The sequence below is a fragment of the Paenibacillus sp. FSL R5-0701 genome, assembly GCF_037973995.1.
In the GTDB taxonomy this organism is placed as follows: domain Bacteria; phylum Bacillota; class Bacilli; order Paenibacillales; family Paenibacillaceae; genus Paenibacillus.
The window spans coordinates 2,464,927-2,490,175 of sequence record NZ_CP150230.1 but is presented as its reverse complement, the minus strand read 5'-3'; the positions used below and the strand labels follow the sequence as shown (position 1 = coordinate 2,490,175).

General features: G+C 44.3%; 29 protein-coding genes and 1 pseudogene. All 30 read right to left on the bottom strand.

Features of this window, described 5'->3' with window-relative positions:
- Positions 1–16: 16 nt before the first annotated feature.
- Positions 17–238, bottom strand: a complete 222-nt coding sequence (locus MKZ13_RS11600; protein WP_339184089.1) for a hypothetical protein — start codon at positions 236–238, stop codon at positions 17–19.
- A 96-nt stretch (positions 239–334) separates the two neighbouring features.
- Positions 335–766 (bottom strand): annotated as a pseudogene (locus MKZ13_RS11595) (1-deoxy-D-xylulose-5-phosphate reductoisomerase); the annotation flags it as partial.
- 282 nt (positions 767–1,048) lie between these two features.
- Positions 1,049–1,252, bottom strand: a complete 204-nt coding sequence (locus MKZ13_RS11590; RefSeq protein WP_339184087.1) for a hypothetical protein — start codon at positions 1,250–1,252, stop codon at positions 1,049–1,051.
- Between the two features lie 95 nt (positions 1,253–1,347).
- The gene (locus MKZ13_RS11585) at positions 1,348–2,496 is read right to left on the bottom strand and encodes a 1-deoxy-D-xylulose-5-phosphate reductoisomerase (RefSeq protein ID WP_339184085.1); all 1,149 of its coding nucleotides are present in this window, start codon (positions 2,494–2,496) and stop codon (positions 1,348–1,350) included.
- Positions 2,497–2,566: 70 nt separating this feature from the next.
- Entirely contained in the window at positions 2,567–3,361 is a 795-nt protein-coding gene (locus tag MKZ13_RS11580; RefSeq protein ID WP_100529403.1) for a phosphatidate cytidylyltransferase, read from the bottom strand.
- A gap of 16 nt (positions 3,362–3,377) precedes the next feature.
- The gene (locus MKZ13_RS11575; protein ID WP_237175950.1) at positions 3,378–4,145 is read right to left on the bottom strand and encodes an isoprenyl transferase; all 768 of its coding nucleotides are present in this window, start codon (positions 4,143–4,145) and stop codon (positions 3,378–3,380) included.
- Between the two features lie 89 nt (positions 4,146–4,234).
- Complete coding sequence (gene frr, locus MKZ13_RS11570; protein ID WP_017689152.1) at positions 4,235–4,789, bottom strand: ribosome recycling factor; 555 nt, start codon at positions 4,787–4,789, stop codon at positions 4,235–4,237.
- A complete protein-coding gene (pyrH, locus tag MKZ13_RS11565) occupies positions 4,789–5,517 on the bottom strand; it encodes a UMP kinase (RefSeq protein WP_076208883.1) in 729 nt (242 codons plus the stop codon). The genes frr and pyrH overlap by 1 nt, the downstream gene beginning before the upstream one ends.
- Before the next feature lie 232 nt (positions 5,518–5,749).
- Positions 5,750–6,400, bottom strand: a complete 651-nt coding sequence (tsf, locus tag MKZ13_RS11560) for a translation elongation factor Ts (protein WP_036609326.1) — start codon at positions 6,398–6,400, stop codon at positions 5,750–5,752.
- A 115-nt stretch (positions 6,401–6,515) separates the two neighbouring features.
- A complete protein-coding gene (gene rpsB / locus MKZ13_RS11555; RefSeq protein ID WP_017689155.1) occupies positions 6,516–7,214 on the bottom strand; it encodes a 30S ribosomal protein S2 in 699 nt (232 codons plus the stop codon).
- A gap of 294 nt (positions 7,215–7,508) precedes the next feature.
- A complete protein-coding gene (locus MKZ13_RS11550; protein WP_339184081.1) occupies positions 7,509–8,135 on the bottom strand; it encodes a hypothetical protein in 627 nt (208 codons plus the stop codon).
- Between the two features lie 3 nt (positions 8,136–8,138).
- On the bottom strand, positions 8,139–8,723 hold the full coding sequence (locus MKZ13_RS11545) for a hypothetical protein (RefSeq protein WP_237175952.1): 585 nt from the start codon (positions 8,721–8,723) through the stop codon (positions 8,139–8,141).
- 65 nt (positions 8,724–8,788) lie between these two features.
- Positions 8,789–9,103: a hypothetical protein gene (locus MKZ13_RS11540; protein ID WP_076208886.1), complete on the bottom strand. Its 315-nt coding sequence runs from the start codon at positions 9,101–9,103 to the stop codon at positions 8,789–8,791.
- A 52-nt stretch (positions 9,104–9,155) separates the two neighbouring features.
- Complete coding sequence (locus MKZ13_RS11535) at positions 9,156–10,565, bottom strand: FapA family protein (protein WP_133384327.1); 1,410 nt, start codon at positions 10,563–10,565, stop codon at positions 9,156–9,158.
- A 62-nt stretch (positions 10,566–10,627) separates the two neighbouring features.
- Positions 10,628–11,416, bottom strand: a complete 789-nt coding sequence (locus tag MKZ13_RS11530; protein WP_339184077.1) for a FliA/WhiG family RNA polymerase sigma factor — start codon at positions 11,414–11,416, stop codon at positions 10,628–10,630.
- A 15-nt stretch (positions 11,417–11,431) separates the two neighbouring features.
- Positions 11,432–11,875 (bottom strand): hypothetical protein, encoded by a 444-nt coding sequence (locus MKZ13_RS11525; protein WP_076208888.1) that lies wholly within the window; start codon positions 11,873–11,875, stop codon positions 11,432–11,434.
- A gap of 4 nt (positions 11,876–11,879) precedes the next feature.
- Positions 11,880–12,377 carry a chemotaxis protein CheD gene (locus tag MKZ13_RS11520; protein ID WP_017689162.1) on the bottom strand — a complete coding sequence of 166 codons (498 nt, stop codon included), beginning with the start codon at positions 12,375–12,377 and terminating at the stop codon, positions 11,880–11,882.
- A complete protein-coding gene (locus MKZ13_RS11515) occupies positions 12,370–12,990 on the bottom strand; it encodes a chemotaxis protein CheC (protein WP_091034987.1) in 621 nt (206 codons plus the stop codon). The genes MKZ13_RS11520 and MKZ13_RS11515 overlap by 8 nt, the downstream gene beginning before the upstream one ends.
- Positions 12,991–13,000: 10 nt before the next feature.
- Complete coding sequence (locus MKZ13_RS11510; RefSeq protein ID WP_036609340.1) at positions 13,001–13,462, bottom strand: chemotaxis protein CheW; 462 nt, start codon at positions 13,460–13,462, stop codon at positions 13,001–13,003.
- Between the two features lie 41 nt (positions 13,463–13,503).
- Entirely contained in the window at positions 13,504–15,576 is a 2,073-nt protein-coding gene (locus MKZ13_RS11505) for a chemotaxis protein CheA (protein ID WP_221824171.1), read from the bottom strand.
- A gap of 32 nt (positions 15,577–15,608) precedes the next feature.
- Positions 15,609–17,051, bottom strand: coding sequence for a chemotaxis-specific protein-glutamate methyltransferase CheB (cheB, locus tag MKZ13_RS11500; protein WP_339184074.1), 1,443 nt, complete (start codon positions 17,049–17,051; stop codon positions 15,609–15,611).
- 32 nt (positions 17,052–17,083) lie between these two features.
- Entirely contained in the window at positions 17,084–17,971 is an 888-nt protein-coding gene (locus MKZ13_RS11495; protein WP_076208891.1) for a MinD/ParA family protein, read from the bottom strand.
- A complete protein-coding gene (gene flhF, locus MKZ13_RS11490; RefSeq protein WP_339184072.1) occupies positions 17,968–19,320 on the bottom strand; it encodes a flagellar biosynthesis protein FlhF in 1,353 nt (450 codons plus the stop codon). Before flhF ends, MKZ13_RS11495 begins: the two co-directional genes overlap by 4 nt.
- Positions 19,317–21,350: a flagellar biosynthesis protein FlhA gene (gene flhA, locus MKZ13_RS11485; RefSeq protein ID WP_091017288.1), complete on the bottom strand. Its 2,034-nt coding sequence runs from the start codon at positions 21,348–21,350 to the stop codon at positions 19,317–19,319. Before flhA ends, flhF begins: the two co-directional genes overlap by 4 nt.
- Before the next feature lie 25 nt (positions 21,351–21,375).
- Positions 21,376–22,458, bottom strand: a complete 1,083-nt coding sequence (flhB, locus tag MKZ13_RS11480; protein ID WP_176872693.1) for a flagellar biosynthesis protein FlhB — start codon at positions 22,456–22,458, stop codon at positions 21,376–21,378.
- Positions 22,459–22,481: 23 nt separating this feature from the next.
- On the bottom strand, positions 22,482–23,270 hold the full coding sequence (gene fliR, locus MKZ13_RS11475) for a flagellar biosynthetic protein FliR (protein ID WP_339184066.1): 789 nt from the start codon (positions 23,268–23,270) through the stop codon (positions 22,482–22,484).
- Between the two features lie 10 nt (positions 23,271–23,280).
- A complete protein-coding gene (fliQ, locus tag MKZ13_RS11470; RefSeq protein WP_017689172.1) occupies positions 23,281–23,550 on the bottom strand; it encodes a flagellar biosynthesis protein FliQ in 270 nt (89 codons plus the stop codon).
- A 25-nt stretch (positions 23,551–23,575) separates the two neighbouring features.
- Positions 23,576–24,331 carry a flagellar type III secretion system pore protein FliP gene (gene fliP / locus MKZ13_RS11465; RefSeq protein ID WP_017689173.1) on the bottom strand — a complete coding sequence of 252 codons (756 nt, stop codon included), beginning with the start codon at positions 24,329–24,331 and terminating at the stop codon, positions 23,576–23,578.
- Positions 24,328–24,864: a flagellar biosynthetic protein FliO gene (locus tag MKZ13_RS11460; protein WP_143760270.1), complete on the bottom strand. Its 537-nt coding sequence runs from the start codon at positions 24,862–24,864 to the stop codon at positions 24,328–24,330. The genes fliP and MKZ13_RS11460 overlap by 4 nt, the downstream gene beginning before the upstream one ends.
- Positions 24,865–24,875: 11 nt before the next feature.
- Entirely contained in the window at positions 24,876–25,241 is a 366-nt protein-coding gene (locus MKZ13_RS11455; RefSeq protein WP_017689175.1) for a response regulator, read from the bottom strand.
- Positions 25,242–25,249 lie beyond the last annotated feature (8 nt).

Here is a 25,249-nt window from a genome sequence, read left to right as displayed (position 1 = left end):
ATAATCTCGCAATCTGTTATGCCATGCATCCTACCGTTTTGCAAGAAAGAACAGACTCACAAAAAAGAGACGGGCATCTATAAATCGTAATAGAAATAAATTCAGGATCATTTTCTTGGTCCGACATCATATTTACCAGATTCGCTTCGTTAACTGAGCCAGAGGGGTGTTCAAAATCAGCAAGACTAGCTCTAAAATCAGGATTACGCATAGCCATAATTTGTTCTTGTACGCTCATTATTATAAAACCTCCTAAAAAAAGATATAATACATATATATTATACTACACTAAAGAAATAATGACCAGTTTTAGAAAGTATCCCCATATAAGAATTTAAAATAACCGGAAAGAATTGGCTAAATCACGAGAAATTTCTTCTGACTGCATTATTTCTTCTAAACTAGGGTTTAGGACGTTGATATGCTTTTCGAGAATTTTTTCTATAATATATTCAATTTGCAAAAAAGAAATATCACCTTTTAGAAATCTTGCCACAGCAACCTCATTCGCTGCATTATATGCCGTTGTTGCTGTTCCACCCATTCTACCACACTCATATGCCATTCTTAAACATGGGAACCGTTCCATATCCATCTCACGGAATTGCAACTTGCCCGCTTGCACTAAGGAAAGTCGCTGTGCAGGTGACGGTAATCGGTCTGGATAGGTCAGCGCATACTGAAAGGGAACTCGCATGTCCGGATTACCAAGCTGCGCAATAATACTCGTGTCATCAAATTCCACATAGGAATGAATAATTGTTTTCACCCAATCAAGGCTTCCTTCCATTCCGATCTCTGCATTAGGATCGTATGTCTCTATAAGCTTTTTTCTAAATTCTAAGTTTGGACTACTGTTCAACATTAACCTTCCTGTATCACCTAAACTTATTTTTATCTTCTAAGAAGCAAAGCATCACCATTATAATCACGATTGGTATAGGGTGCTCTGACATAAAGTAAAAAGGTCACCTTTTAGATCAACAATCGATCTTGAAAAGTGACTCTTTTTCTTGCTATATCTCATTAGCTATAATCTCCCAATCTGTTATGCCATGCATCCTAGCGAATTGCAAGTAAGAACAGTCAGACAAAAATTACTAATAGCAATAAATTCAGGATCATTTTCTTGGTCCGACATCATATTTACCAGATTCGCTTCACTAACTGAACCAGAGGGGTGTTCAAAATCAACAAGAGTAGCTCTAAAATCAGGATTACGCATAGCCATAATTTGTTCTTGTACGCTCATTATTATAAAACCTCCTAAAAAAAGATAAAATACATACATATTATACCACACTAAAAAATAATGACCAGTTTTAGAAAGTATCCCCATATAAGAATTTAAAATAAACGTAAAGAATTGGCTAAATCACGAGAAATTTCGTCTGACTGCATTATTTCTTCTAAACTAGGATTTAGGACGTTGATATGCTTTTCGAGAATTTTTTCTATAATATATTCAATTTGCAAAAAAGAAATATCACCTTTTAGAAATCTTGCCACAGCAACCTCGTTGGCTGCATTAAACGCCGTTGTTGCGGTTCCTCCCATTTTACCACACTCATACGCCATTCTTAAACACGGGAACCGTTCCATATCCATATCACGGAAATGTAATTTCCCAGCTTGAGCAAGAGACAGACGCTGTGCCGGTGATGGCAAGCGGTCAGGGTAAGTCAGTGCATATTGAATTGGAACTCGCATATCCGGATTCCCCAGTTGTGCGATGATGCTTGTGTCATCAAATTCCACATATGAATGAATAACACTCTCTGGGTGAAGCAATACATTAATCTGATCATATCGAAGACCAAATAACCAATGTGCTTCAATGACCTCAAGACCCTTGTTAACCATCGTTGCCGAATCTATCGTGATTTTGGAGCCCATTGACCAATTCGGATGTTTAAGCGCATCCTCTATAGTCACGTTCTTCAACTGTTCACGGGTAAGATCACGGAATGATCCACCTGAAGCGGTGAGCGTGATGCCTGTCAGGCGTTCTCTGTTTTCACCATTTAAACATTGGAATATCGCAGAGTGCTCACTATCAACGGGCAGTAAAGAGACTCCTTTGGCAGCTGCTCTTGTCGTAACGATATGCCCCGCTGTAACCAATGTCTCCTTATTGGCCAGTCCGATCTGTTTGCCTGCATCTATGGCAGCAAGCGTTGACTCCAATCCAACACTGCCCACCACCGCTGTAACAACCGTATGCGCATCGGTTCCTGCCGCAACTTCTACGAGTCCTTCGTTGCCATAAAATAGTTGCGTTCCTGCTGGCAAATGTGGAGCTATCTTCTCCGCCAGTTCTTTGGACCCCACTGATACTTTCTTCGGCCGGTAACGTTTGGTTTGTTCGATCAGCAGGTCTGTATTGCCTCCGGCAGCCAGTCCCTCCACTTGAAAGAGTTCTGGATGCATGTCAACTACATCCAGTGTCTGGGTTCCAATGGAACCGGTTGACCCAAGAATCGCAATTTTTTTCATGCTGCACCTCATCTTTAATTATCCAATGCCTACGGCGAATAATGCTGTTATCTCAGACTCATGTTCTTCTTTAGTAGGGCAGTAGCATTAGTATATGTACGAATGGAAAAACAACAATCCAGCTGTCGCACCGATCAAGAATGCCTCCATGCCCTGGGAGAAGACTGCCTGAATCCTTGATATTATATACACGTTTGTATGCAGACTGGATCAAGTCACCCATCTGACCTACAACTGCACAGGCAATTCCGATCACAATCGCTCTCTGCCAGGAAAGCAAACCATCTGATACTAATGCAAAAATAACAGAAGTAACAATTGCAATTACGATGCCACCCAGTGCACCCTCTATAGTCTTGTTTGGACTGATGGAAGGCCACAGTTTGTTTTTACCAATGAGTTTCCCTACAAAATAAGCTCCTGCATCACTGGCCCATATGGAGCCCAGCAACAGGAACGTCCAGAACAACCCATGATGCAGATGTCTGGATTCTGCAATGTAATAGAAACCGATCCCTATATACAACACGCCGAGGAAAAGCATGGCCACTGTATTCACGGGAACCTTATTTTTGGTGACAACCGAAGCTGTCATCAGTACAAGCATTACTATCCAGATGACCTGAAATAAGGATAGCGGTCTTGCCTCCCAAAGCATTTCCCAAGGAAACACAATGGCAAAAACACCAGCATATCCAATCAGGGCCACACCTGAAAAAGGCATCACCCCGGTCATTTTAACAAATTCATAATAACCGATGAGAGCCATAAGCAATACCAAACCATGGTACCAGGGTCCGCCCAGCATGCAAAAACCTAAAAACAACACACCTGCTATGATTCCTGTCGTTAGTCGCTGTTTCAACGGCTTCATCCTCCATCTATTTCAAACCGCCGTAACGCCTTGTTCTGCGCTGATATTCGGCTATTGCTTCAAGCAAATGCTTTTTGCCAAATTCGGGCCAGTATATATCCGTAAACCATAATTCACTATATGCAAGCTGCCAAAGCATAAAGTTGCTTAATCTCAACTCTCCGCTCGTCCGGATCAGCAGATCCGGATCAGGCATGTCAACCGTCAGCATATGTCTATCAATGAGTTCAGGTGTTATGTCCTCTGCCGATAGTTCCCCCGATTTCACCTGCAGAGCGATCTGTTTAACACAGTCCGTCATTTCACGACGACTTCCATAGTTCATTGCAAAGTTCAAAACGAGACCTGTATTATGTTCCGTAAGACGAATGGCTTCCCGCAAGGCATTAATGGTATGAGAAGGTAAATGTTCCTCTTGACCCATCATGCGAATGCGCACATTTTTTTCTATAAGTTCATCCAGCTCTATGGCTAGAAATTCTTGCGGAAGTCGCATCAGAAAATCCACTTCTTCTTTTGGACGCGTCCAGTTTTCTGTCGAAAAAGCGTACATCGTCAGATATTTGATGCCCAGTTCATCCGCCGCGATGGTCGCACGTTTGACCGCCTTCATGCCATTTTGGTGCCCGGCTATACGCGGGAGTCCCAAACGTTTGGCCCATCGTCCATTGCCGTCCATGATGATGGCGACGTGCTGCGGGATATTGTCCTCGGATATAGTCAGCGTTTCCTGCTTGTCAGCCCCATTCCACCACGACCGAACCCGTTTGATCATTCCTGTTCCTCCAAAATCCCTGAAGTTTCTTTATCTGAAGCTTGGAAAAAGAGACAAAACCCCACCGTATTGGAGGGGCTGCGCTTGTCTTACACTTCCATGATTTCTTTTTCTTTGGCAGCGAGTACCTTATCGACTTCAGCAATAAACTTGTCGGTCGATTTTTGGATATCGTCCTGATGTCTCCGGGATTCATCCTCGGAAATATCTGACTTTTCCATTTTCTTGATGTCATCATTCGCGTCACGGCGAATGTTACGAATCGCTACTTTACCTTCTTCACCGAACTTTTTCGTCAGCTTAACAAGTTCCGCTCTACGTTCTTCCGTCAATGCCGGAATAGACAAACGGATCATGCTACCATCATTGGCTGGAGTAAGACCCAGATCCGATTTCATGATGGCACGCTCGATGTCACCCATGGAGGATTTGTCCCAAGGCTGAATCATCAGTGTACGGGAATCCGGAGTACTGATATTAGCGAGTTGATTCAATGGCGTCATTGCTCCATAATACTCTACCTGGATTCGGTCCAGAAGAGCTGGAGTTGCACGGCCTGCACGCAAAGTAGCCAGGTCACGACGCAATGCTTGAATTGCTTTTTCCATACGCTCTTCGGCATGTTGTTTAACCGCTTGTGGCATTAATCTACACTCCCTTTAACGATTGTTCCGATACGTTCGCCCAGAACAACACGTTTGATGTTACCTTGTTCTGTAATGGCAAATACGATCAACGGGATGTTGTTGTCCTTACAAAGCGAGGATGCCGTTGAATCCATTACACCAAGGTCTTTGTTAAGAATATCCATGTAAGTCAACTGATCAAATTTCACAGCTGTACTGTCCTTAAACGGATCTGCTGAGTATACACCATCAACTTTATTTTTGGCCATCAAGATAACTTCTGCTTCAATCTCCGCTGCGCGCAGTGCTGCTGTTGTATCCGTGGAAAAGAACGGGTTACCTGTACCTGCTGCAAAAATAACGACCCGGCCTTTCTCCAGATGACGAATAGCTCTACGACGAATATAAGGCTCTGCAATCTGTTGCATTGCAATAGATGTCTGTACACGCGTAGGCACTTCAATCTGTTCCAAAGCATCCTGCAGTGCCAGCGAGTTCATCACTGTCGCCAGCATACCCATATAATCGGCAGTTGCACGATCGATGCCTTTTTCGCTACCGGCAATTCCACGCCAGATGTTTCCGCCGCCACAAACAATAGCAACCTGTACACCAAGTGCAACAACCTCTTTTACCTGTTGGGCAATCGACGAGATCGTATCTGCATCAATACCGTAGCCGTTTTGACCGGAAAGAGACTCTCCGCTGACCTTTAAGACAACACGTTTAAATACTGGCTGTTCCAATTATTCACCCTCCACTTTGAATTGAACACGCTTGGTGTTCAACCAACAAAACTTCTCGCGCATGGCCTCCTGCTTAAAAAGAAAGGAACACAGTTGTGTTCCGCTCTTTTAGGAAAAACGTTTAACCGGTAAGGCACTGTTTTCCTGAGATATAAGGGAGTTTACGCTTCGAAGTTTCATCATTCTTATATCTTCGAAAATCAATTTTGCTCGCCGGTTTATGGAAACCGTCTTATTTGTTTACTTGGGACATTACTTCTTCTACGAAGTTGTCTACTTTTTTCTCAAGACCTTCACCCAGTTCATAACGAACGAAACGACGGATGGAGATGTTTTCACCAATTTGGCTGATTTTTTCGTTCAGCAATTGAGAGATCGTTTTGTCTGGATCTTTTACGAAAGTTTGTTCCAGCAGGCAGTACTCTTCGTAGTATTTACCGATACGGCCTTCAACCATTTTTTCAATGATTTTCTCTGGTTTGCCTTCGTTAAGAGCTTGAGCTTTCAGGATTTCTTTTTCTTTTTCCAGCTCATCTGCAGGAACTTCTTCGCGTGTAACGAATTTAGGATTAGCTGCAGCGATTTGCATAGCTACATCTTTAACGAAATCCTTAAATTGATCCGTTTTACCAACGAAGTCAGTTTCACAGTTAACTTCAACCAAGACACCAATACGTCCACCAGCGTGGATGTAAGATTCTACAACGCCTTCAGTGGCTGCACGGCCTGCTTTGCTTGCTGCTGCTGAGAGACCTTTCTCACGCAACAATTCAGCTGCTTTTGTTACATCACCATTTGCTTCTTCCAGTGCTTTTTTACAATCGAGCATACCAGCGCCCGTTCTTTCGCGAAGTTCTTTTACCGCACTCGCATTAACTGCCATTATAAATTCCCTCCAACATTAAGTATTGTACGTACACTCTAAAAAAAGGGTAGTGAGAGGTTATCCACCTGCCAACCACCCTTTTCATTTAGTTTATAACATATGTTCGAATCTATTAAGCGGAAGTTTCTTCGCCTTGGTTAGCTTCGATTACTGCGTCAGCCATTTTACCTGTCAGCAATTTAACAGCGCGGATCGCGTCGTCATTACCTGGGATAACATAATCGATCTCGTCCGGATCGCAGTTAGTATCAACGATACCTACAATTGGGATACCCAATTTGCGAGCTTCCGCAACAGCGATACGCTCTTTGCGTGGATCGATGATGAACAGGGCGCTTGGCAGGCCTTTCATATTTTTAATACCGCCCAAGAATTTCTCCAGACGATCTTTTTCTTTGCGAAGCAAGATAACTTCTTTTTTAGGCAATACAGCGAATGTACCGTCTTCTTCCCAAGCTTCCAACTGTTTCAAACGATCAATACGTTTTTGAATTGTTTGGAAGTTAGTCAGGGTACCGCCAAGCCAGCGTTGGTTAATGTAGAATTGACCAGCACGTTCAGCTTCTTCTTTAACGGAATCTTGAGCTTGTTTCTTAGTACCCACGAAAAGAATTTTACCATTCTCTCCTGCGATTCCTTTAACGAAGTTGTAAGCCTCTTCGACTTTTTTCACCGTCTTTTGCAAGTCGATGATATAAATTCCGTTTCTTTCAGTGAAGATATAACGATCCATTTTTGGGTTCCAACGACGAGTCTGGTGACCGAAGTGTACCCCAGCTTCGAGAAGCTGCTTCATGGAGATTACTGCCATCTTCACACACCTCCTAATATGGTTTTTATTGTGTCCTCCGCCGGCATCATTTTTCGCCAAGACTCTCCATAAGGAAAGCACCCTCAACAAAATTAGCACATGCGTGTGTTTTAACACCGTTATCTAATATAGCATAACTGACTGTCCGATGCAACATCTTTAAAGCTAAAATCTACTTTTCGTTTTTTGCTAGTATCGAATCATTTAAACTTGATATGTAACTCAGGCGCTAATTATTACCAAGCTTTGAAAATGCACCGTTTAATACGCAAAAACCGTCCTGTCCGAGCATGCTCAGTTTGACGGTTCTTTCGTAATTTTTGCGATAATGGATTTGAAACTTTCGCCTTTTTCAAGCGCATAGGTACCCACTTGGATTTTCGTATTGATTCGCTCAGCCTTGCCAGCCTTGATGAACGCTTGAGCATCATCTACGATTCCCGCAGTTTTCAGGTTTGCTGCAACGATCGCCAGACTATTGCCTGAACGTACCTTGAACGATACTGTTGCGCCTTTCGGATTGCTCGGCGTTACAGGTTCTGTTGTCTTCGGCTCAGTTATCTCTTTTTGCCCTTCACCTTCACTTGCAGCAGGCTCTTGTGGCTTCTCAGGCTCTGCGGGTGTTTCCGTAGAGGTTACTGTCTCAGGCGGTGTTGCTGTTTCCCCTTGCAACTCACTGCTTTCTTGCTTTTTCTTCTCTACCCACTCAGCTTCTGTGTACAATTCCTCTTCAGAACCGACCACCTTCATATCCAGGCTTTTTGCGGCTGTTTCGAGCTGTTCTTTGGTCATATTGGCGGTCTGCTCGGGGTCCAGATTACTATCCGATAATGCATTTTGTCCAACTGTGGCCAGTTGTAGCAAAACCGCACCAATAATCAAGCCGCTCCCCAGACCAATCCACAAGGATCGCTTGTCCATGACTTAGCTTTCCTCCCGTTCTGCCAGTTGCAGTATTAACTGTACCTCACCACGCTGAATGCCTGTCTGCTTGGATATGGCATCCATCGACTTACCCTCAGCATGTAGATTAAAGAGTTCTGCATATCGATCTTTAATCGACTCACGCCCAGGCAAAGATTCGGCTTCACTGGTCTGTTGGTCTGCTTCTAACGCCTGCTGGGCCGCCTCTGCTTGTACACTTTTCACGAGCGCTTGTGCTTGCAAACCTTCGGAAGATGGTACGGATACATTACCGGAGTGTGCAACAGGTGTTGCGACAGGTTCGTACTTTTTGCTCTGTTCCAGCTGATCCAACCGTTGCTGTAATTCCTGAAGTTGCAATTGCATACGTTGATCGGCTGCTGTCGCTTCTCCCTTCATTTCAGCCACACGTTGAATAAGAGCATCATTATCATTTTCGATCTCGGTCATGTAGTGTTCAAGCGTAGATTCCATCTCCTGCACCAGTTGATGCCCAGGCTCTTGCGCCTTGTTTTTCCGAGGCATAATACAAGCATAGGCGATGGCGCAGGCCCCTAATATGACAATAATGATCCATGGTGACAAATTGGGTTCTCTCCTTCTGATTCAACCATCGGTGCGCAAGACTCCATGTCCATAACAACCATTTATTATAAAGACAGATCTATGTGTTTTCCCTTGTACGGGTGCTCTGCAGGTTTGACAGTTTCTTGAGCCTGAGCAGACTCCTGTCCATCGGAACCACTCTGCTGATCCCCATCATGGTTATGACCATCACGCACCGAAGTCTGTGAAGTTTCGTCCATTGCTTCACTTCGTTGCCTTGCTTCATTTGCTTCTTTCGACGTTTGCTCTGCCAAAAGATTCTGATCCGTAATCGGTCGCTGCTGAGCTTCACTTTGATAACGTCCCGCTTCACTTGTTCGTGGTACCGCAATCTGCAACTCCACTGCTTTGAAACTCATACGCTCACCTCACGGTTTCGAATGGATTTCTTCCTGTGCCTGAATGCTGTACTTAAACGTATGGAACCATCGTAATATCACCATCGTGATAATAAAATGAAATTCGACTCACTGGATCTTTAATAAATTTCGTGTATCTGCCGATAACTATTTTAGAGCCTCCATAAATCATCTTCAGAATATCAACACGAGCCTTACTTGTATCTTCAAGTGCCTTTTCAATTTCAAAGATACGCATTTTCGTTTCTTCACTTATACGAAGAGCAGATTTCTGCGTAGCATTCAGCTTGATTCGCATCGACATCTTATCTGGAGTGAGTTGTCCAGCGGCAGCTAATTGATCCAGCAATGTCAAAGCTTTCTTCGTTTTATCCAAGGAATCCATCTGCTCTCTGACTTCCTTGCGCAAATCATTGAGTTCGTTACGCAGCTTTGGTAGCACACCAACTTCAATGGAAGTGACCGTGGACATGCTGTTGCCCACAACACGCGCTGAGACGTTCTGACCAGCCTGGATCGAGCCACCAACGATAAGACCTTTGGTGCCCGCACAGATGACACCATGGCCAGCACGAATATTGGAATGCATAATACTTTGGGAAACCAGAACATCTTCACCGGCATCTACGTTACCTTCTTGAATGAAAGTACATTTAACATTATGGCCTGCTTGTACCAGTCCTTTGTTATAACCAATAATACCACCGGTAATTTCGATTGAGCCGCCTGCTTCCAGTTCAGCTCCTTCGACACCTCCGACGACACGAATGTCACCTGCTGCTTTTACTTTAAATCCGGTAAGTACATTGCCTCGTATGACAACTGTGCCTACAAAGTCGATATTACCGTTATTGTAGTCAACGTCACCATTGACTTCATAGACCGGAAACACATTCAGTTTGTTACCGTCCGTTTTGGTAACCAGCCCATCCAGTGCAGCATACATCGCAGAACCATCCGGGTTAATCACAACGTTTTTCCCAACTTTAAACCGAGCTTCTTTTCCCGGACGATAAGGAATTTCCTCACCTGTTACTGCCCTGCCTGGTATACCATCGCTAGGAGCGATCCGCTCTGCAATGATCTGACCACTACGGACATTGTTTAACCGGGTCACTTCTTTGTAATCGACGGTTCCATCTTCCGATTCCAATGGTCGTCGTTCATTCGTATCGTCCATCCCAACCAGGACCTTGATGAAGCCATCTGTTCCTTGAATGGGAGCGACACCTTCTGCAATCTTGTATTTATCTTTCAAATAGGTTTCAGGGTTGCTCACAAAAAGTAATAATGCCTCTCGCGATACACCTTGTTTGATGCCCTTGTCCGCCACAAATTGTTCAAGTTCATCGATCGTGCAGGCAAAGCCTTCTTCCTCTTTGGAAAATTCAAGGTAGGCTGTGCATTTGTCGTCCGATAAAACAATGTTTAAACATTGCTCCAAAGCAGTCCGCTGTGTCACTGCAATTCTTCCCCCTTTTAGACTTTCCACTCCCCAAACTCCAATGATATTACTTCTCTCTATTAATCTTTACGCATCAACAAATCTTTCTGTTTGTCCAACGTGCCGCGTAATCGTAATATTGCCTTGGAATGTAACTGGGATATACGAGACGGAGAAAGAGACATAACCTCAGCAATTTCACTAAGAGAAAGATCTTCGTAATACAAGAGTGAAACAACCGTTCTCTCTTTTACCGTCAACTTGTCAAGCCCTTGCACCAAAGCTTCCTTCAAATAAAACTCATTCACTTTATAATCCGGGTTTTTGGCTTTCTCATCCACCATCAAAGACAGACGAGTCTCAGACTCTTCCTCACGAATTGGGTCCTCCAGCGAGCAAAGTGACATGACTGCCACTTCCTGAAGCATATGTTGAAAATCTTTAGTGGACACGTCCAGGTACTCGCTCATTTCCTCATCACTAACAGACCTCAGATAACTTTGTTCCAGCTGTTGGTAGGCGTCTTCAATTCGCTTGGCCTTCTCACGCACAGAACGCGGAACCCAATCTCCTTGACGCAGACCGTCAAGAATGGCTCCGCGGACCCTCCATGATGCATAAGTTTCAAATTGCAGACCACGTTCATAGTCGAACTTCTCCAATGCATCAATTAACCCCATAACGCCATTGCTCTCCAAGTCATCCTTGGGAACATTTTTGGGTAAACCAACAGCCAGTCGACCGGATACATAATTTACAATATGAAGATACTTTTCAATCAACGTTTTCTTGGCATCAAGATCTCCATGTTCTTTCCACTTTTCCCACAGATCAGAATGGTTCAAATGTGAAGCTTTACGCTCGTTCAATTGCTTTCACCCTCCTTATTTGTCTGTCAGGTGACGAACGGCCTGCGCCAATTCCTCCGGATCCTTGGTCCGGACAAGTTTAGGCGGATCCAAAGGGGCGAATCCCGTTGGAGCTTTCGTCTCAGATGGCGGAAGATCGTCCCCAGATGAAGCGTTCTGTCCACTCTTGAGCAAATCATTCAGCTCTTGTCCATCGTCTTCGATTTTAATGTCCACCTGTGAACCTCTTTGATCTTGAGCATTTGGTGAATCATAACCATACCCATTTCCCTCGATCTGAGGGTTCAGCAGCAATCCCAATCCCCAGCGTAAACCATATGCAAGGACAAACCAGGCTACGAATCCGATCAATCCGCGAATTAAACTGGTCATCAGCACATTGCTGCTGTACGCTACAAAAAAAGTAAGAATAAACCCAACGATGCCTGCTCCAAGATTAATGCGGTAGTTTCCTATCATAGTCTTATAATTCCTTTACACCCATTTGTACACTTCGAATAGTCAAAAGTCCAGTTTCACAGTCCATCTCAATCGTTCGTCCATAATTCCCACCCGTATCTTCTGCTAGAAGAGGGATATTGAGTTTTTGAAGCCACTCTCGACAAGAATCTGCATTCCTTGGTCCAATGCGCATTGTATCTCCAGCGCCAGCAAAGGCAAACATCTGAGAGCCCCCGGCCATTTTAGACACAATACGTGAGTGAGAAGCGCCTAGTTTTATCATCTTTTCCAAAAGCTCAGGCAACGCCGTATCCGCATATTTCGCAGTGTTCAGTTTCCCTTCACGGGCGATCTCTGAAGTAGGAAGCATGACATGCGCCATTCCAGCCAGCTTCAAATGTGGGTCATACATTGTTAATCCCACACACGAGCCCAAGCCCGTCGTACGGATTACACCAGGAAGATGAGCGATGTTTAAATCCGCCATACCGACTTTAACGACGCTTTTGTCCTCAATCATGGCTCAGTGGCACCCCTAGCGATTCAAATATCTTTGCAAAGGATGGTGGATCCGGAATGAGGAAAAACTGACCCTCAACTTGATCTTCACCTTCAAAGAAAGATGTGTCAATCAACAATGCAGCGTCACCCATCTCGCCAAATTGCAGCAAGCCATAACTTAGAATGGCTCCCGCCATGTCGATGGCAAGTCCAGGAACAGTTGGATACATAGACAACTTCGTGAAATCTGCCAAAGAAGAAAGATAGGATCCAGCCAAAATATTTCCAATTTCGGAAAGCGCTGATTGTTCCATATCTGTAAAAGCCAGTCCTTCTTTCAGATCAAACCCGGCAAGTCTATTCAACAACATTTTAGCAGCCTCTGGTGTCATCATAAAGAAAAGATTTCCCGGTGCTTCGCCCTCTACACGAAGAAACACGGTAACCACGATGCGTTCATCTCCGCCCACTTTTTCGGCAACTTCTTCAAAAGGGAGCATTTGTACTGTAGGTACACCCATGTCAATCGGTCTGTTGAGGAGTTGAGACAACGCCGTTGCGGCGTTGCCTGCTCCAATGTTACCGACCTCTTTGAGCACATCCATCTGGAATACCTCAAATCGGTTGAACATCTCCACGGTACTAGCCCTCAACACTTTCCAGCTGTACAATCTCGCTTTTATTTAATACTTCGTTTAGGTTGAGCATAATCAACAAGCGTGAATCCTCCAATTTAGCAACACCTCGCAGGTATCTTGCTTTGACGCCGCCAACCACTTCTGGTGGGCTATCGATTGCACTGCTCTTGATATCAATAACATCATTGGCAGAATCTACGATAAAGCCAACTTGCATGTCGTCTACACCTACGATAACAATACGAGTCTGATCCGTGTATTCCGTTTCCGGAAGGGAGAAACGACCGCGTAGATCAATGACCGGAATTACAACACCGCGTAGATTAATAACTCCTTTTACAAAGGAAAGTGTCTTGGGAACACGGGTAATTGGCATCATGCGCTCAATCGTCTGAACCTTATCTACCTCAATACCATACTCTTCGGAACCCAATTTAAAGACGATGACTTTCAACTCTTCTTCCATGTAAAAAACCTCCCTATTAAATGTAAGACTTAGCTCTATGCTTATTTAATAAATGCATTAGGATCAAGAATCAGGGCTACTTGTCCATCTCCGAGAATGGTTGCTCCAGAGATTCCTTCAATAGCAGGAAGATAGGTTCCCATTGATTTGAGAACAATCTCACTCTGTCCAATAAATTCTTCAACAGCTACGGCTGCAAGACGGTCGCCTTTGCGAATCACGACAATTTCTGTTTCCGGCTCATCAGCGTCATTGAAATCCGGTACGGAGAAAACTTCGCTCAAGGACAAGTACGGAATCAGTGACTCACGGAACGTGATCATTTTATTGCCGTGAATATTACGAACTTGCTCACGTTGTACAATGGCCGTCTCTACAATGGAGGACAACGGAACAGCGTATTTCTCTGAACCAAGTCGTACAAGCATTGCAGCAATAATGGATAGAGTCAATGGAAGCTGAACAGAGAAGTTCGTGCCTTTGCCTGGAGTTGAATGAATGGTTACATTACCGCCAAGCGAAGTGATCTTCGATTTTACTACATCCAAGCCAACGCCACGGCCAGAGATATCCGAGATAATATCAGCAGTACTAAAACCAGGTGCGAACAACAGTTGATTTACTTCATCGTCACTCATCTTGGCACCTTGTTCTTCGGTTACAACACCACGTTTGATCGCGGTTTTCAAAAGCTTGTCGCGATAGATACCTTTACCATCATCTTCAATCTCGATAAATACGTGATTCCCACTGTGGAAGGCACGCAGGTTTACTGTTCCCATCTCTGGTTTACCTGCAGCTACACGCTCTGCAATGGATTCCACACCATGGTCAACCGCGTTACGCAGTAAATGCACAAGCGGATCACCAATCTCATCAATTACCGTACGATCCAGTTCCGTCTCAGCACCTGTAATCACCAGATCGATTTTTTTATCAAGTGTCTTAGCCAGATCACGGATCATGCGCGGGAATCGATTAAATACAGTATCTACCGGAACCATCCGCAATTTCAGTACAATATTTTGCAAATCTGTGCTAACTCGACTTAAATGAGCTACTGTATCGGATAAATCATTGTTGCCTGTTTCACTGGCCAGTTGCTCCAGACGTGAACGGTCAATCAACAATTCGCTGAACAGGTTCATCAATACGTCGAGACGTTCAATATCCACACGAATGGTACGTGAAGGTGCAGCAGCTTGCTTCGGTGCAGCTGTTTTAGCTGGTACCGTTGTGGCTTCTTCTTTCGGTACAGAATTCTTATCCGGCGAAGCAACCTCAGCTACAGCTGTTGGTGCGGGTGGCGCTTCAACTGTAGCTGCTACCTGATTGGCCATCTGCTGAAGAGTCTCCTGATCCAGTTGAATGAGCTTCGCACTTTCAATTTCAGAGATACTCATGATGCCTTCTTCCAGTTCGTGCGCCTCTTTAGTTGTTATGTAATACAACGAGAAACTGCGCTCAAACTTCTCCTGCTCAATATCCTGAACGGATGGGTAAGCCTTAACGACTTCACCTGAACGTTCCAGCATATCAAAGACCATATAAGCCCGTACACCTTTTAACTGGCTATGCTCGCTAACAAGCACATCCACGTAGAACACACGATGACCTTCGGCGATCGACTGATCCAGCACTGAATATTGGAATTCATCCAGCTCCACAGCCGAAGAAATTGAAGCGTTAGCTGGCTTGTTTGTTTCTGTAGCAGGTCCGTCTCCATTTGTCATTTCACCATTTTCAATGGCCTGAAGTGAAGCTACGATTGCCGACACATCTGCTTTACCTTGTCCACCTTCGGTAATATCCTGAACCATGGTTTCCAAAGCATCCAGACTCTTGAACATGGTATCAAAAATGTAATCCTGCATTTTCAACTTCTCATTACGAACCAGATCCAACACATTTTCCATTTTATGTGTCAGTGATGCCAAATCTTCAAAGCCCATAGTTGCTGCCATACCCTTCAAGGTATGAGCAGAGCGGAATATAACCTGAACTATGCCCAGGTCTTCCGGATTGCCTTCAAGTTGAAGCATGTTTTCGTTAAGCGATTGCAGATGATCATTAGACTCATCAATAAACATGGATAAATATTGGTTCATGTCCATTGTGAGGCACCTCCTCCGTGAGTTACACTCCGTTATTTCACTGCTTGAACAAGTTTAGACGCAATCTCCTGCAATGGCAGAAGATGACGAACGCATTGCAGCTCTACAGCAGAACGCGGCATACCATATACAACACATGTTTCTTCATTCTCGGCAAAGGTTGATGTAACTCCAGCTTCGTATAATCTCTTCATCATACGTGCTCCATCACTTCCCATTCCCGTGAGCAAAACAAGATGCCTTTGTAAAGATGTAAACGGCAGAAGTGACTCAAACATCGTATCCACTGAAGGTCTATGGCCATTCACTGGTTGATCTTCAGTCAGCTTCACGATAAACTTCCCGTCTGCTGTTTTGTTAACTTTCACATGGAATCCGCCGGGTGCTATATAGGCAGTTCCTTTTTTCAGAACCATGCCCTCTTCAGCTTCAACCACATGCAGTGGACTGAATGTATTTAATCGTTGAGCCAGAGAACGTGTGAAGTTGGGCGGCATATGCTGCACAATAATAACCGGTGCAGGCAAATCAGCAGGCAACTGCTCAAGCAATGTTTTGAGAGCCCTCGGTCCACCCGTAGAACAACCTATTGCCACAAGTTTGTTGAATGGTCCTTCCAGCCCCCCTCCACCTTTGGGGACAGGATTAGGCTTGATTACATCCTTGGCTTTTGCAGAGGCAGAAGTTGCCGCTATTTGATCGGCTGCCACTCTAGCTGCATTAGGTAGTCGAACTTCCTTTGGAGTCTGTACCGTATTAGCTGACCTCACTGCTTTTTCTGCCTTCGTCCCCAGATTACGCTCAGCCTTCGGCAAAGGCTCTGATTTGTTCTCTACGCGACTTGGTTTTGAAGGTGACAATGGTTCAATTGTTTTCTTTGACTTGGCCTGAAAAGCTTCAGTCCGCTCTCGAAGAGAGTGTTGACTCGTCTGGACAGGTTCGACCGTTTTTTTTACAGGTTCCGCTCGATCCCTAGCCGGCAGTTCTTTCTGCACTGGCTGAGTTGGGGGAGCAACTGCTCCTCGCAACATGTCTCTATTTTTCATGGATAACTCACGATCAGCTTTTCTTTTGATCTCATTCATCGCAGCACGCATGCGCTCAACCAAGGCTTTACCGACTTGAGCAATATCCTGGTCATGTGAAATAGATGGTTTGCGAATGAAGTCAAATGCCCCGGCTTCAAGCGCCATAATGGTTTCTTTCATACCTTGTTCATTGATACCAGAGAGCATAATCACAGGAACGAAAGATTCCTTCATAATTGATTTTAAAGCATCCAACCCATTCATTTCGGGCATCTCAACGTCCATTGTAATAATATCTGGTTTCAATTCCAGTGATTTTTGAATCGCTTCTCTACCGTTTGATGCCGTTGCCGTAACCTTGAATTCCGGATCCGCTTGGATCAAATCCGTAACAATCTTACGCATAAAAGCGGAATCATCGACAACCAATACTTGATACACCGCCATGTTGTGTCACCCCTGTTTCCTTTATTCAGAAATCATGTTGTTCGTTTAAGCCACTTATTCATAAATCCCCTGATTCCTGTCAAGGTTCCGGATCCCGGAGTTGCAGGTACAGCCAGATAACGAAGAGCAAGTTTCTCTATATCTTTGGAGGCTTTGGCATTGGGATAAGCCAGACTATAGGGCATTTGCCTTTTAACCGCCTTGACTACCTGGGCGTCTTCTGAAATATACCCAAGTAGCGGAATATCCGTCTGCAAAAACCGCCTCGCCACTCCAGCTATTTTATCTGCCACCCGTTCCGCTTCTCGTTCGTCTTCCACCCGGTTAACGATCATCCGAAAGGGCGTAGCATTTTCCTGGCCGTGCATAACTTTGACTAAAGCATAAGCATCGGTTATTGAAGTCGGTTCAGGTGTAGTTATAATCAGGCATTCATCAGCAGCACCGATGAACTTCATATTCTCTCTGGAGAGTCCTGCCCCAGTGTCAAAGATGACATAATCCATTTCCTGGGCAATATCCTCGACTTGACTGGCGAAAAACTCCAGATCACGATCAGACAATGAGAACAACTCTTTCATGCCTGATCCCCCAGCAATGTAAGGCAAGCCACTGGCACCCAGTTGTATGATTTCCCTTATGGATTTATGTCGGTACAACAGGTGGTAAAGATTATAGGAAGAAGACGTACCCATAAGAACATCAATATTAGCCATTCCAATATCAGCATCAAATACAAGTACCTTTTGCCCCAAAGCCTGCAATGCCAAGGCAAAGTTCAGTGTGAAATTGGATTTACCAACACCTCCCTTACCACTGGCCACAGTAATGATTTTCGAGGATCGAATATCTCGCTCAATGCCTTCCAATTCCAATGGCGCGGAGACCATACTTCGAAGTGCAGCTGCCTGATCCTTCATTGTGACCATTCTCCCAGCAACTGTTTAGACAACGAATCTGCATCCGGCTTCAACAAATCGTCCGGAACATTTTGTCCATTTGCCACATATGCGAGCTTGAGTGGAAAACGGTGTAACAAGTTAAATAACGGACCGCAACTCCCAGTCTCATCCATTTTGGTGAAAATCACCTTATCTAGACCATATTTACTGAAATGTTCCGTGATCTGAACCATATCAGCACTTTTGGAAGTCATACTCATGACCAGAAAGGTTTCGCTATTCTCTACAGGAGCAAGCAAACTTTGCAATTCCGAAACAAGTAATTCATTTCTGTAGTTTCTACCCGCTGTATCCATAAAAATCAAATCACAATTCTCTAATCGAGAGATGGCACGTTGTGTATCACCGGGTGATTGTACCACCTCAAGTGGAACATTCAGTATAGATGCATATGTTCTAAGCTGTTCTACCGCCGAGATCCGATACGTATCTGATGTAATGAATCCAACTTTACGCTGTTTTTTGAACATTTGTTCAGCAGCCAATTTTGCAATTGTCGTTGTTTTCCCTACACCGGTTGGTCCAGCTACATAGACGATTCGCGTGGTAGGAAGAATGCCTTCTTCAATACGTTGCTCCAAAAAGTGCATAACCTCAAGCTTCACTATTTGCTCTACATCCTGTTCTTTCAATCCATCCTCAGACCATTTTGCTTGAATTGAATCAAACCAGGATTCCCATACTTCAGGCCACACATCTTGTTCTGTCAAACGTTCTCGGATCGTATGCAGTTCCTCTGGCACAGGGTCCGCAGAAGTACCTTGCTTTGAAAGCCTGGTCACCATCTGTTTAAGATCCTGCAATTCAGTCATCAACTTATCCTGCTGCAGGTCTGAACCTGTTGGCTTTGGACCAGTTGCTGAACCCGAAAAATCCGCCCCTTGCGGTCGCGGTTTATGATCCGTGCTCGAAGAACCAGAGCCGCTGTCTATGTCTGAACCGATATTACGCGATTCAAACACAGACGGCGCAGCCGCAGATTGGTCCTGTGCACTTTGATCACCTGTACTCATTGTCGCCGACTCATCAGAAGCCGCAACAAACGAACGAGCTGTTTGCCGATAAGCCTCAGGTACAAATGCACGAGGTACAGTTGTGAATTGATTTTGTACTGGCTTTGTTGTTTGCTTGTTTTCTTCCTTATCCACTGCAGCTACAACTTCGATCCGTTTTTTGCGAAACATTCCCATTACACCGCCCACCTTAATCTCTTTGGTGGACAGAATAACGGCATCACTTCCCAGGTCTTTGCGAATTTGAAGCATAGCTTCGGGCATGGTCTCAACAACGTATTGTTTTACTCTCATAAGTTCACCACCCCGATACTTTGAATTTCAACATTCGGCTCCAACTCGCTGTAGGAAAGCACAGGAATGTCCTGCATAGTACGTTCAATAACCTGACGCAGATACATCCGAATGGTTGGAGAAGTTAATACAACAGGTTGCTGACCTGATTGAATCAAACGGTTCACTTGTTCACTGAGCTTCTGATATACACTTTGTGTAGATACAGGGTCCAGCGCCAGATAACTGCCTTGATCCGATTGTTGCACACTTTCAGCAATTTTCTTCTCAAGACCAGGTCCAACCGTGATCACTCGAAGTGTCTCACCTTTTTGAGAGAACTGCTGAGTAATCTGACGTGAGAGGGATTGTCTGACGTATTCAGTCAGCACATCAGGATCCTTCGTATACGTACCATAGTCAGCCAGTGTCTCGAAGATGGTAACCATATCCCGAATAGATATTTTCTCACGCAATAACTTGGCAAGCACTTTCTGTACATCACCAATGGAAAGTAGAGAAGGGATCAGTTCATCCACAAGGGCAGAATAGTTCTCTCTGAGATTATCCACAAGTGCTTTTGTCTCTTGTCTTCCAAGTAACTCATGCGCATGTTTCTTAATCAGTTCCGTCAGATGTGTAGCCACAACGGAAGGCGGATCAACGACCGTATATCCTGCAAGTTCCGCTCTGTCTTTGGTTACTTCATCAATCCATAGTGCCGGAAGTCCAAAAGCAGGCTCCGTCGTTTCAATACCTGTCACAGACTCCTCATCATAGCCAGGACTCATGGCAAGGTAATGATTCAGCAACAGTTCTCCTCCGCCTACCACATTACCCTTGATTTTGATAACATACTCATTGGGTCTTAGCTGGATATTGTCTCGAATCCGTATGACCGGAACGACCAACCCAAGTTCAAGAGCACACTGCCTCCGAATCATAATGATCCGATCCAATAAGTCCCCACCCTGCTGATTATCAGCAAGCGGGATTAAACCATAACCAAATTCAAACTCAATAGGGTCCACCTGAAGCAGGTTAATTACACTTTCAGGACTTCTAACCTCTTCAATCTGCTGTTCTTCTTCCAACTGTTCTTCCGCTACTTGTTTCAAATTCAGATTATTCTGCATACGCCACGCGGCATATGCCAACACACCTGCCAACGGAAGCGTAGTAATAACATGAATGGGTGTGAAGAAACCGAGCATGGCGATAACGAAAGCTACGATATAAATAAGTATTGGATATGTAAACAGTTGCCCTGTAATATCATCTGCCAGGTTTCCTTCGGATGACGCTCTGGTGACGATAAGTCCTGCTGCTGTGGAAATAAGCAGAGCAGGGATTTGGCTTACCAATCCATCTCCGATCGTCAGTACAGAGTACGTTGACATTGCATCTGCAAAAGCCATCCCATGCACAGTCATACCGATTATAAATCCACCAATGAGATTGATCAGGAGGATGATAATACTTGCAATTGCGTCACCTTTTACGAATTTACTTGCTCCATCCATCGCTCCATAGAAATCGGCTTCACGTTCAATTTTGGAACGACGCTCACGAGCTTGTTGCTCGTTGATCAGACCCGCATTCAGATCCGCATCAATACTCATTTGTTTACCAGGCATCGCATCGAGGGTGAATCGGGCAGCAACTTCAGCTACGCGCTCAGACCCCTTTGTAATAACGATAAACTGAACGACAACGAGGATCAAAAACACAATAAATCCAATCGCAATTTGCCCACCAGCAATCCAGCTACCAAAGGTAGCAACTACAGCTCCGGCATCCCCATCACCAAGGATTAGCTTGGTTGTCGAAATGTTCAGTGCCAGTCGGAATAGTGTAGTGATCAACAGCAAAGCTGGAAAAATAGAAAACTGCAACGCTTCTTTGCTGTTCATGGCAACAAGGAGTATCATCAGAGCAATTGAAATATTCACGACCAGCAACAAGTCCAACAGCCAGGGCGGGATCGGGAGAATCATCATCAACACAATGCCAATGATACCCGCAAGGACAGCTATATCTTTAATCTTCAATGAATGTACGGCCTCCGATCCCCTTTTATTTCGTTCTGCCCTTTAGTTTATATACATAAGCCAGCACTTCGGCTACCGCTTGAAACAAATCGGCCGGTATAGCGTCACCAATCTCGGCTCTCTGGAACAATGCTCGTGCTAACGGCTTGTTTTCCATCGTAATAACACCGTTTTCTTTGGCAATTTCCTTAATACGCAAGGCGACATAATCCTGACCTTTGGCAATAATCTGCGGTGCCTCCATCTCGGAACCTTCATACTTTAGCGCAACCGCGAAGTGGGTCGGGTTCGTGATGATTACATCCGCATTCGGCACTTCCTGCATCATACGCTGCATAGCCATACGACGCTGACGTTCCCGAATTTTACCTTTGATCAGCGGATCGCCTTCCATTTTCTTGTACTCATCCTTAATGTCCTGCTTGGACATGCGAATCTTCTTCTCATGGTCATACTTCTGATACATGTAATCAAATATCGCAAGTATCATTAATGCCACTGCAATCTTGATACCAAGACTTAAAGTGATCGACGCAGCGAAATGTAAAATAGCATCCAATGAAAAATGAGAAAGTGATGCAATATCTGACTGGTAGCCTTTAATTGTACTGTAAACGAGATAACCGATAATCGACATTTTCAAAATGGATTTAGCAAATTCCACTAATGAGCGGAGAGAGAATATATTTTTGAAACCTTTAATCGGGTCCAGTTTCTCAAGTTTTGGCTTCAATCCTTCCCCTACAAGAAGAAAACCAACTTGCATGTAGTTAACGATCAAAGCAACCAGTAACGCACCCAGCAAAACGGGAGCGATCAATAACAAAACTTCAATGCCATAGCGCATCATAAGCGCCATCACATTCTCTCCGGTGATATCCATACTCAATCGATTGATGAAGATATCTGTAAACAGACGAACTATACGTTCTTTATAGAAATTGCTGAATACCATCATGATCAAAAACACGATTAGGAGAATGGAGGCGCCAGATAGTTCAGCGCTTTTTACAACCTGTCCTTTTTTTCGTGTATCCTGTCTCTTTTTCGGGGTAGCTTTCTCCGTCTTCTCCCCTGAAAACAACTGGAGGTCGAGTTGAAGTTTCATCCGTGTCTTTTCCTCCGTTTCACTCAGCCGGGCCTTTGTCCAATGGTTCCAAGCAATTTTTCCATCGATCTGAATATCGCTTCGAACAATTGACTAAATACAAAGGAGAAACTGGGAACCAGCAAAAGCAAAATAGCAAGACCAACGAGTAACTTAAGCGGCAACCCAACTGCAAATACATTAAATTGAGGAGCAGTTTTGGCCAAAAAACCCAATCCAACATCCGTCAAAAACAACGCAACTACAATTGGAGCCGACATCTGAAAAGCCAGCATAAATGATTGACCTAAGGTCTGAATCAAAAATTCAGCAATACTTCCATCTGCCAACCGTAGGAAAAATACATTAGATAATGGTACCCACCGGTAACTGTAGACTATCGCATCCAGCAAATAATGGTGACCATTCATCGTCAGAAACAGAAGCATAGCAAATGCATACTTCAAGTTACCCGTAAGTGGAGCTGAAGCACCTGTCATTGGATCGTATACATTGGCCATACCAAAACCGATCTGTAGATCGATAAAGGTCCCCGCAGTCTGAACAGCCGTCATCAACAGAAAAGCCACAAAACCTAAAAGCAAGCCAATTAAAATCTCTCTGATGATCAATAAGACATAACTCAGGTCTGTGGGTACGGTCTGGTCTATTCCGTAAATCAGATAGACAGATAATGTGACAAATGCAGAGATACCTATTTTAACTGAAGCCGGCACATTTCGAGCCGAAAAAACTGGCGCAGTTACAAAAAATGATGTGATTCGACAAAACATAAGCAGAGCGACAGGGAAACTTTGCAACAATGTCTCCATCTGCTAAAGCCTACCCTATGTATCTGTATAGATTATCGAGAATGTTAAACGTAAAATCGACCAAGATATTTAAGATCCAAGGTCCAAACAAAAGTACTGACAGAAGTACGGCAACAATCTTGGGCACAAAAGCTAATGTTTGTTCCTGAATTTGAGTTGTCGCTTGAAAAATACTGATTGCAAGTCCTACAACCAGAGCTAGTATAAGCATGGGTGCGCTGGCCAGCAATGACGTGTATACCGCTTTCCCGGCCAGACCGATAATAAATTCCGAAGTCATGACCGTCCTCCTTTAACTTTCCGGATCAAGTATTAAAACTCAGTAACAGTGACTTGACAACCAGATACCACCCGTCTACAAGGACAAAGAGCAGTATTTTGAAAGGTAATGAGATCATGACCGGCGGAAGCATCATCATCCCCATTGCCATGAGTGTACTCGCGACAACAATGTCTATAACCAGAAACGGAATAAAAATCATAAACCCCATCTGGAATGCTGTCTTCAACTCACTGATTACATATGCCGGCACCATAACAGTAATTGGGATATCCTGATAGGTCTTTGGTTGTTCAGTCTGATTGTACTTCATAAACAGTAACAGATCTTTTTCTCTGGTATGACTAAACATAAATTTCTTTATGGGATCAGCTGCTTTTTCAAGTGCCTCGGTTTGCGTAAGCTCTCCCTGGAGATAGGGCTGAAGCGCTACCTGATTTATGGAAGACAACGTCGGCGACATAATGAAAAGTGTCAGAAATAGCGCCAAACCGACTAGCACCTGATTCGGTGGCATTTGTTGTGTACCTAAAGATGTACGTATAAAACCGAGCACAATCACAATCCGAGTAAAACTGGTCATCAGTACAAGCATTGCTGGAGCAATACTAAGCACCGTAATTAACAGAATGATGGACAGTGAACTCGTGCTTGGTGTCCCTCCATCACCGTTTCCAATCTGAATATCAATATTCGGAATGGGTTCGGCAAAGGCAACCGTTACAGATGCCAGACTGATAAGTCCTAATAAACAACACGCTAACCAAATCTTTTTCTTCATGAATCCCTCGACCGATCTGTAGTATTGTCTTTATCCAGGAGCTTTTCCATCTTCTCTTTACGGTTAGGCATCTGCCGAAGTTTGGATTCAAACATTTCGTGAAAAGAAGTTGTGTCCTCTAGTTCCATTTCCCGCGGCGGTTCTTCTCTACGGAAACGTTTTGTGAGCTTGGCAATGAGAGGTGAGAGATTCCCTTGTTGTGCAGCAGCATCTCGTTCGAAGGAATCAATGATTCTTTGCGCCTCTTCCAGATCTGAAACCTTATCTACCAACTGAATGTCTTCACCTACACCAAGCAGATATACACTTCCACCAATTTCAATAATTTGCAGCGACTTGTTTTGCCCCAGTCCAACCCCGCCCAGGGTACGAATTGTGCCGTGCCGGAACATTTGCTGATTCCGTTTGTTTAAAAAACGGATCAGATAAACAATAAGGGCCAGGATGACGGCCAGGACAACAATCACCCATACAAGCTGTAAATAATAATTGGTTCCCACGCCAGCTCCTCCTGGAATATCACCCTGAGCCATCATCATGTCTCTTAAACGCCCAGTGTCTTGCTGATCGCTTCGATAACCCGGTCAGATTGGAAAGGTTTAACGATAAAGTCTTTGGCACCTGCTTGAATAGCGTCGATTACCATCGCTTGTTGCCCCATCGCGGAGCACATAATTACTTTAGCGTTAGCATCAATCTTCTTGATTTCTTTCAAAGCTGCAATGCCATCCATCTCAGGCATCGTAATATCCATTGTGATCAGATCCGGACGAAGCTCTTTAAATTTCTCAATTGCTTGTGAGCCATCCTGTGCCTCACCAACAACCTCATATCCATTTTTGGACAAAATGTCCCGGATCATCATTCTCATAAATGCAGCGTCGTCTACGACTAAAATTCGGTTTGCCATCTTGATTC

Bases quoted from the DNA above. Each gene is read 5' to 3' on its own strand.
- MKZ13_RS11600 (WP_339184089.1), bottom strand. From the start codon at position 238: ATGAGCGTACAAGAACAAATTATGGCTATGCGTAATCCTGATTTTAGA.
- MKZ13_RS11590 (WP_339184087.1), bottom strand. From the start codon at position 1,252: ATGAGCGTACAAGAACAAATTATGGCTATGCGTAATCCTGATTTTAGA.
- MKZ13_RS11585 (WP_339184085.1), bottom strand. From the start codon at position 2,496: ATGAAAAAAATTGCGATTCTTGGGTCAACCGGTTCCATTGGAACCCAG.
- MKZ13_RS11575 (WP_237175950.1), bottom strand. From the start codon at position 4,145: ATGATCAAACGGGTTCGGTCGTGGTGGAATGGGGCTGACAAGCAGGAA.
- frr (WP_017689152.1), bottom strand. From the start codon at position 4,789: ATGCCACAAGCGGTTAAACAACATGCCGAAGAGCGTATGGAAAAAGCA.
- tsf (WP_036609326.1), bottom strand. From the start codon at position 6,400: ATGGCAGTTAATGCGAGTGCGGTAAAAGAACTTCGCGAAAGAACGGGC.
- rpsB (WP_017689155.1), bottom strand. From the start codon at position 7,214: ATGGCAGTAATCTCCATGAAGCAGCTTCTCGAAGCTGGGGTACACTTC.
- MKZ13_RS11550 (WP_339184081.1), bottom strand. From the start codon at position 8,135: ATGGACAAGCGATCCTTGTGGATTGGTCTGGGGAGCGGCTTGATTATT.
- MKZ13_RS11540 (WP_076208886.1), bottom strand. From the start codon at position 9,103: ATGAGTTTCAAAGCAGTGGAGTTGCAGATTGCGGTACCACGAACAAGT.
- MKZ13_RS11525 (WP_076208888.1), bottom strand. From the start codon at position 11,875: ATGATAGGAAACTACCGCATTAATCTTGGAGCAGGCATCGTTGGGTTT.
- MKZ13_RS11520 (WP_017689162.1), bottom strand. From the start codon at position 12,377: ATGATTGAGGACAAAAGCGTCGTTAAAGTCGGTATGGCGGATTTAAAC.
- MKZ13_RS11515 (WP_091034987.1), bottom strand. From the start codon at position 12,990: ATGTTCAACCGATTTGAGGTATTCCAGATGGATGTGCTCAAAGAGGTC.
- MKZ13_RS11510 (WP_036609340.1), bottom strand. From the start codon at position 13,462: ATGGAAGAAGAGTTGAAAGTCATCGTCTTTAAATTGGGTTCCGAAGAG.
- MKZ13_RS11505 (WP_221824171.1), bottom strand. From the start codon at position 15,576: ATGGACATGAACCAATATTTATCCATGTTTATTGATGAGTCTAATGAT.
- cheB (WP_339184074.1), bottom strand. From the start codon at position 17,051: ATGGCGGTGTATCAAGTATTGGTTGTCGATGATTCCGCTTTTATGCGT.
- MKZ13_RS11495 (WP_076208891.1), bottom strand. From the start codon at position 17,971: ATGAAGGATCAGGCAGCTGCACTTCGAAGTATGGTCTCCGCGCCATTG.
- flhF (WP_339184072.1), bottom strand. From the start codon at position 19,320: ATGAGAGTAAAACAATACGTTGTTGAGACCATGCCCGAAGCTATGCTT.
- flhB (WP_176872693.1), bottom strand. From the start codon at position 22,458: ATGAAACTTCAACTCGACCTCCAGTTGTTTTCAGGGGAGAAGACGGAG.
- fliR (WP_339184066.1), bottom strand. From the start codon at position 23,270: ATGGAGACATTGTTGCAAAGTTTCCCTGTCGCTCTGCTTATGTTTTGT.
- fliQ (WP_017689172.1), bottom strand. From the start codon at position 23,550: ATGACTTCGGAATTTATTATCGGTCTGGCCGGGAAAGCGGTATACACG.
- fliP (WP_017689173.1), bottom strand. From the start codon at position 24,331: ATGAAGAAAAAGATTTGGTTAGCGTGTTGTTTATTAGGACTTATCAGT.
- MKZ13_RS11460 (WP_143760270.1), bottom strand. From the start codon at position 24,864: ATGGCTCAGGGTGATATTCCAGGAGGAGCTGGCGTGGGAACCAATTAT.
- MKZ13_RS11455 (WP_017689175.1), bottom strand. From the start codon at position 25,241: ATGGCAAACCGAATTTTAGTCGTAGACGACGCTGCATTTATGAGAATG.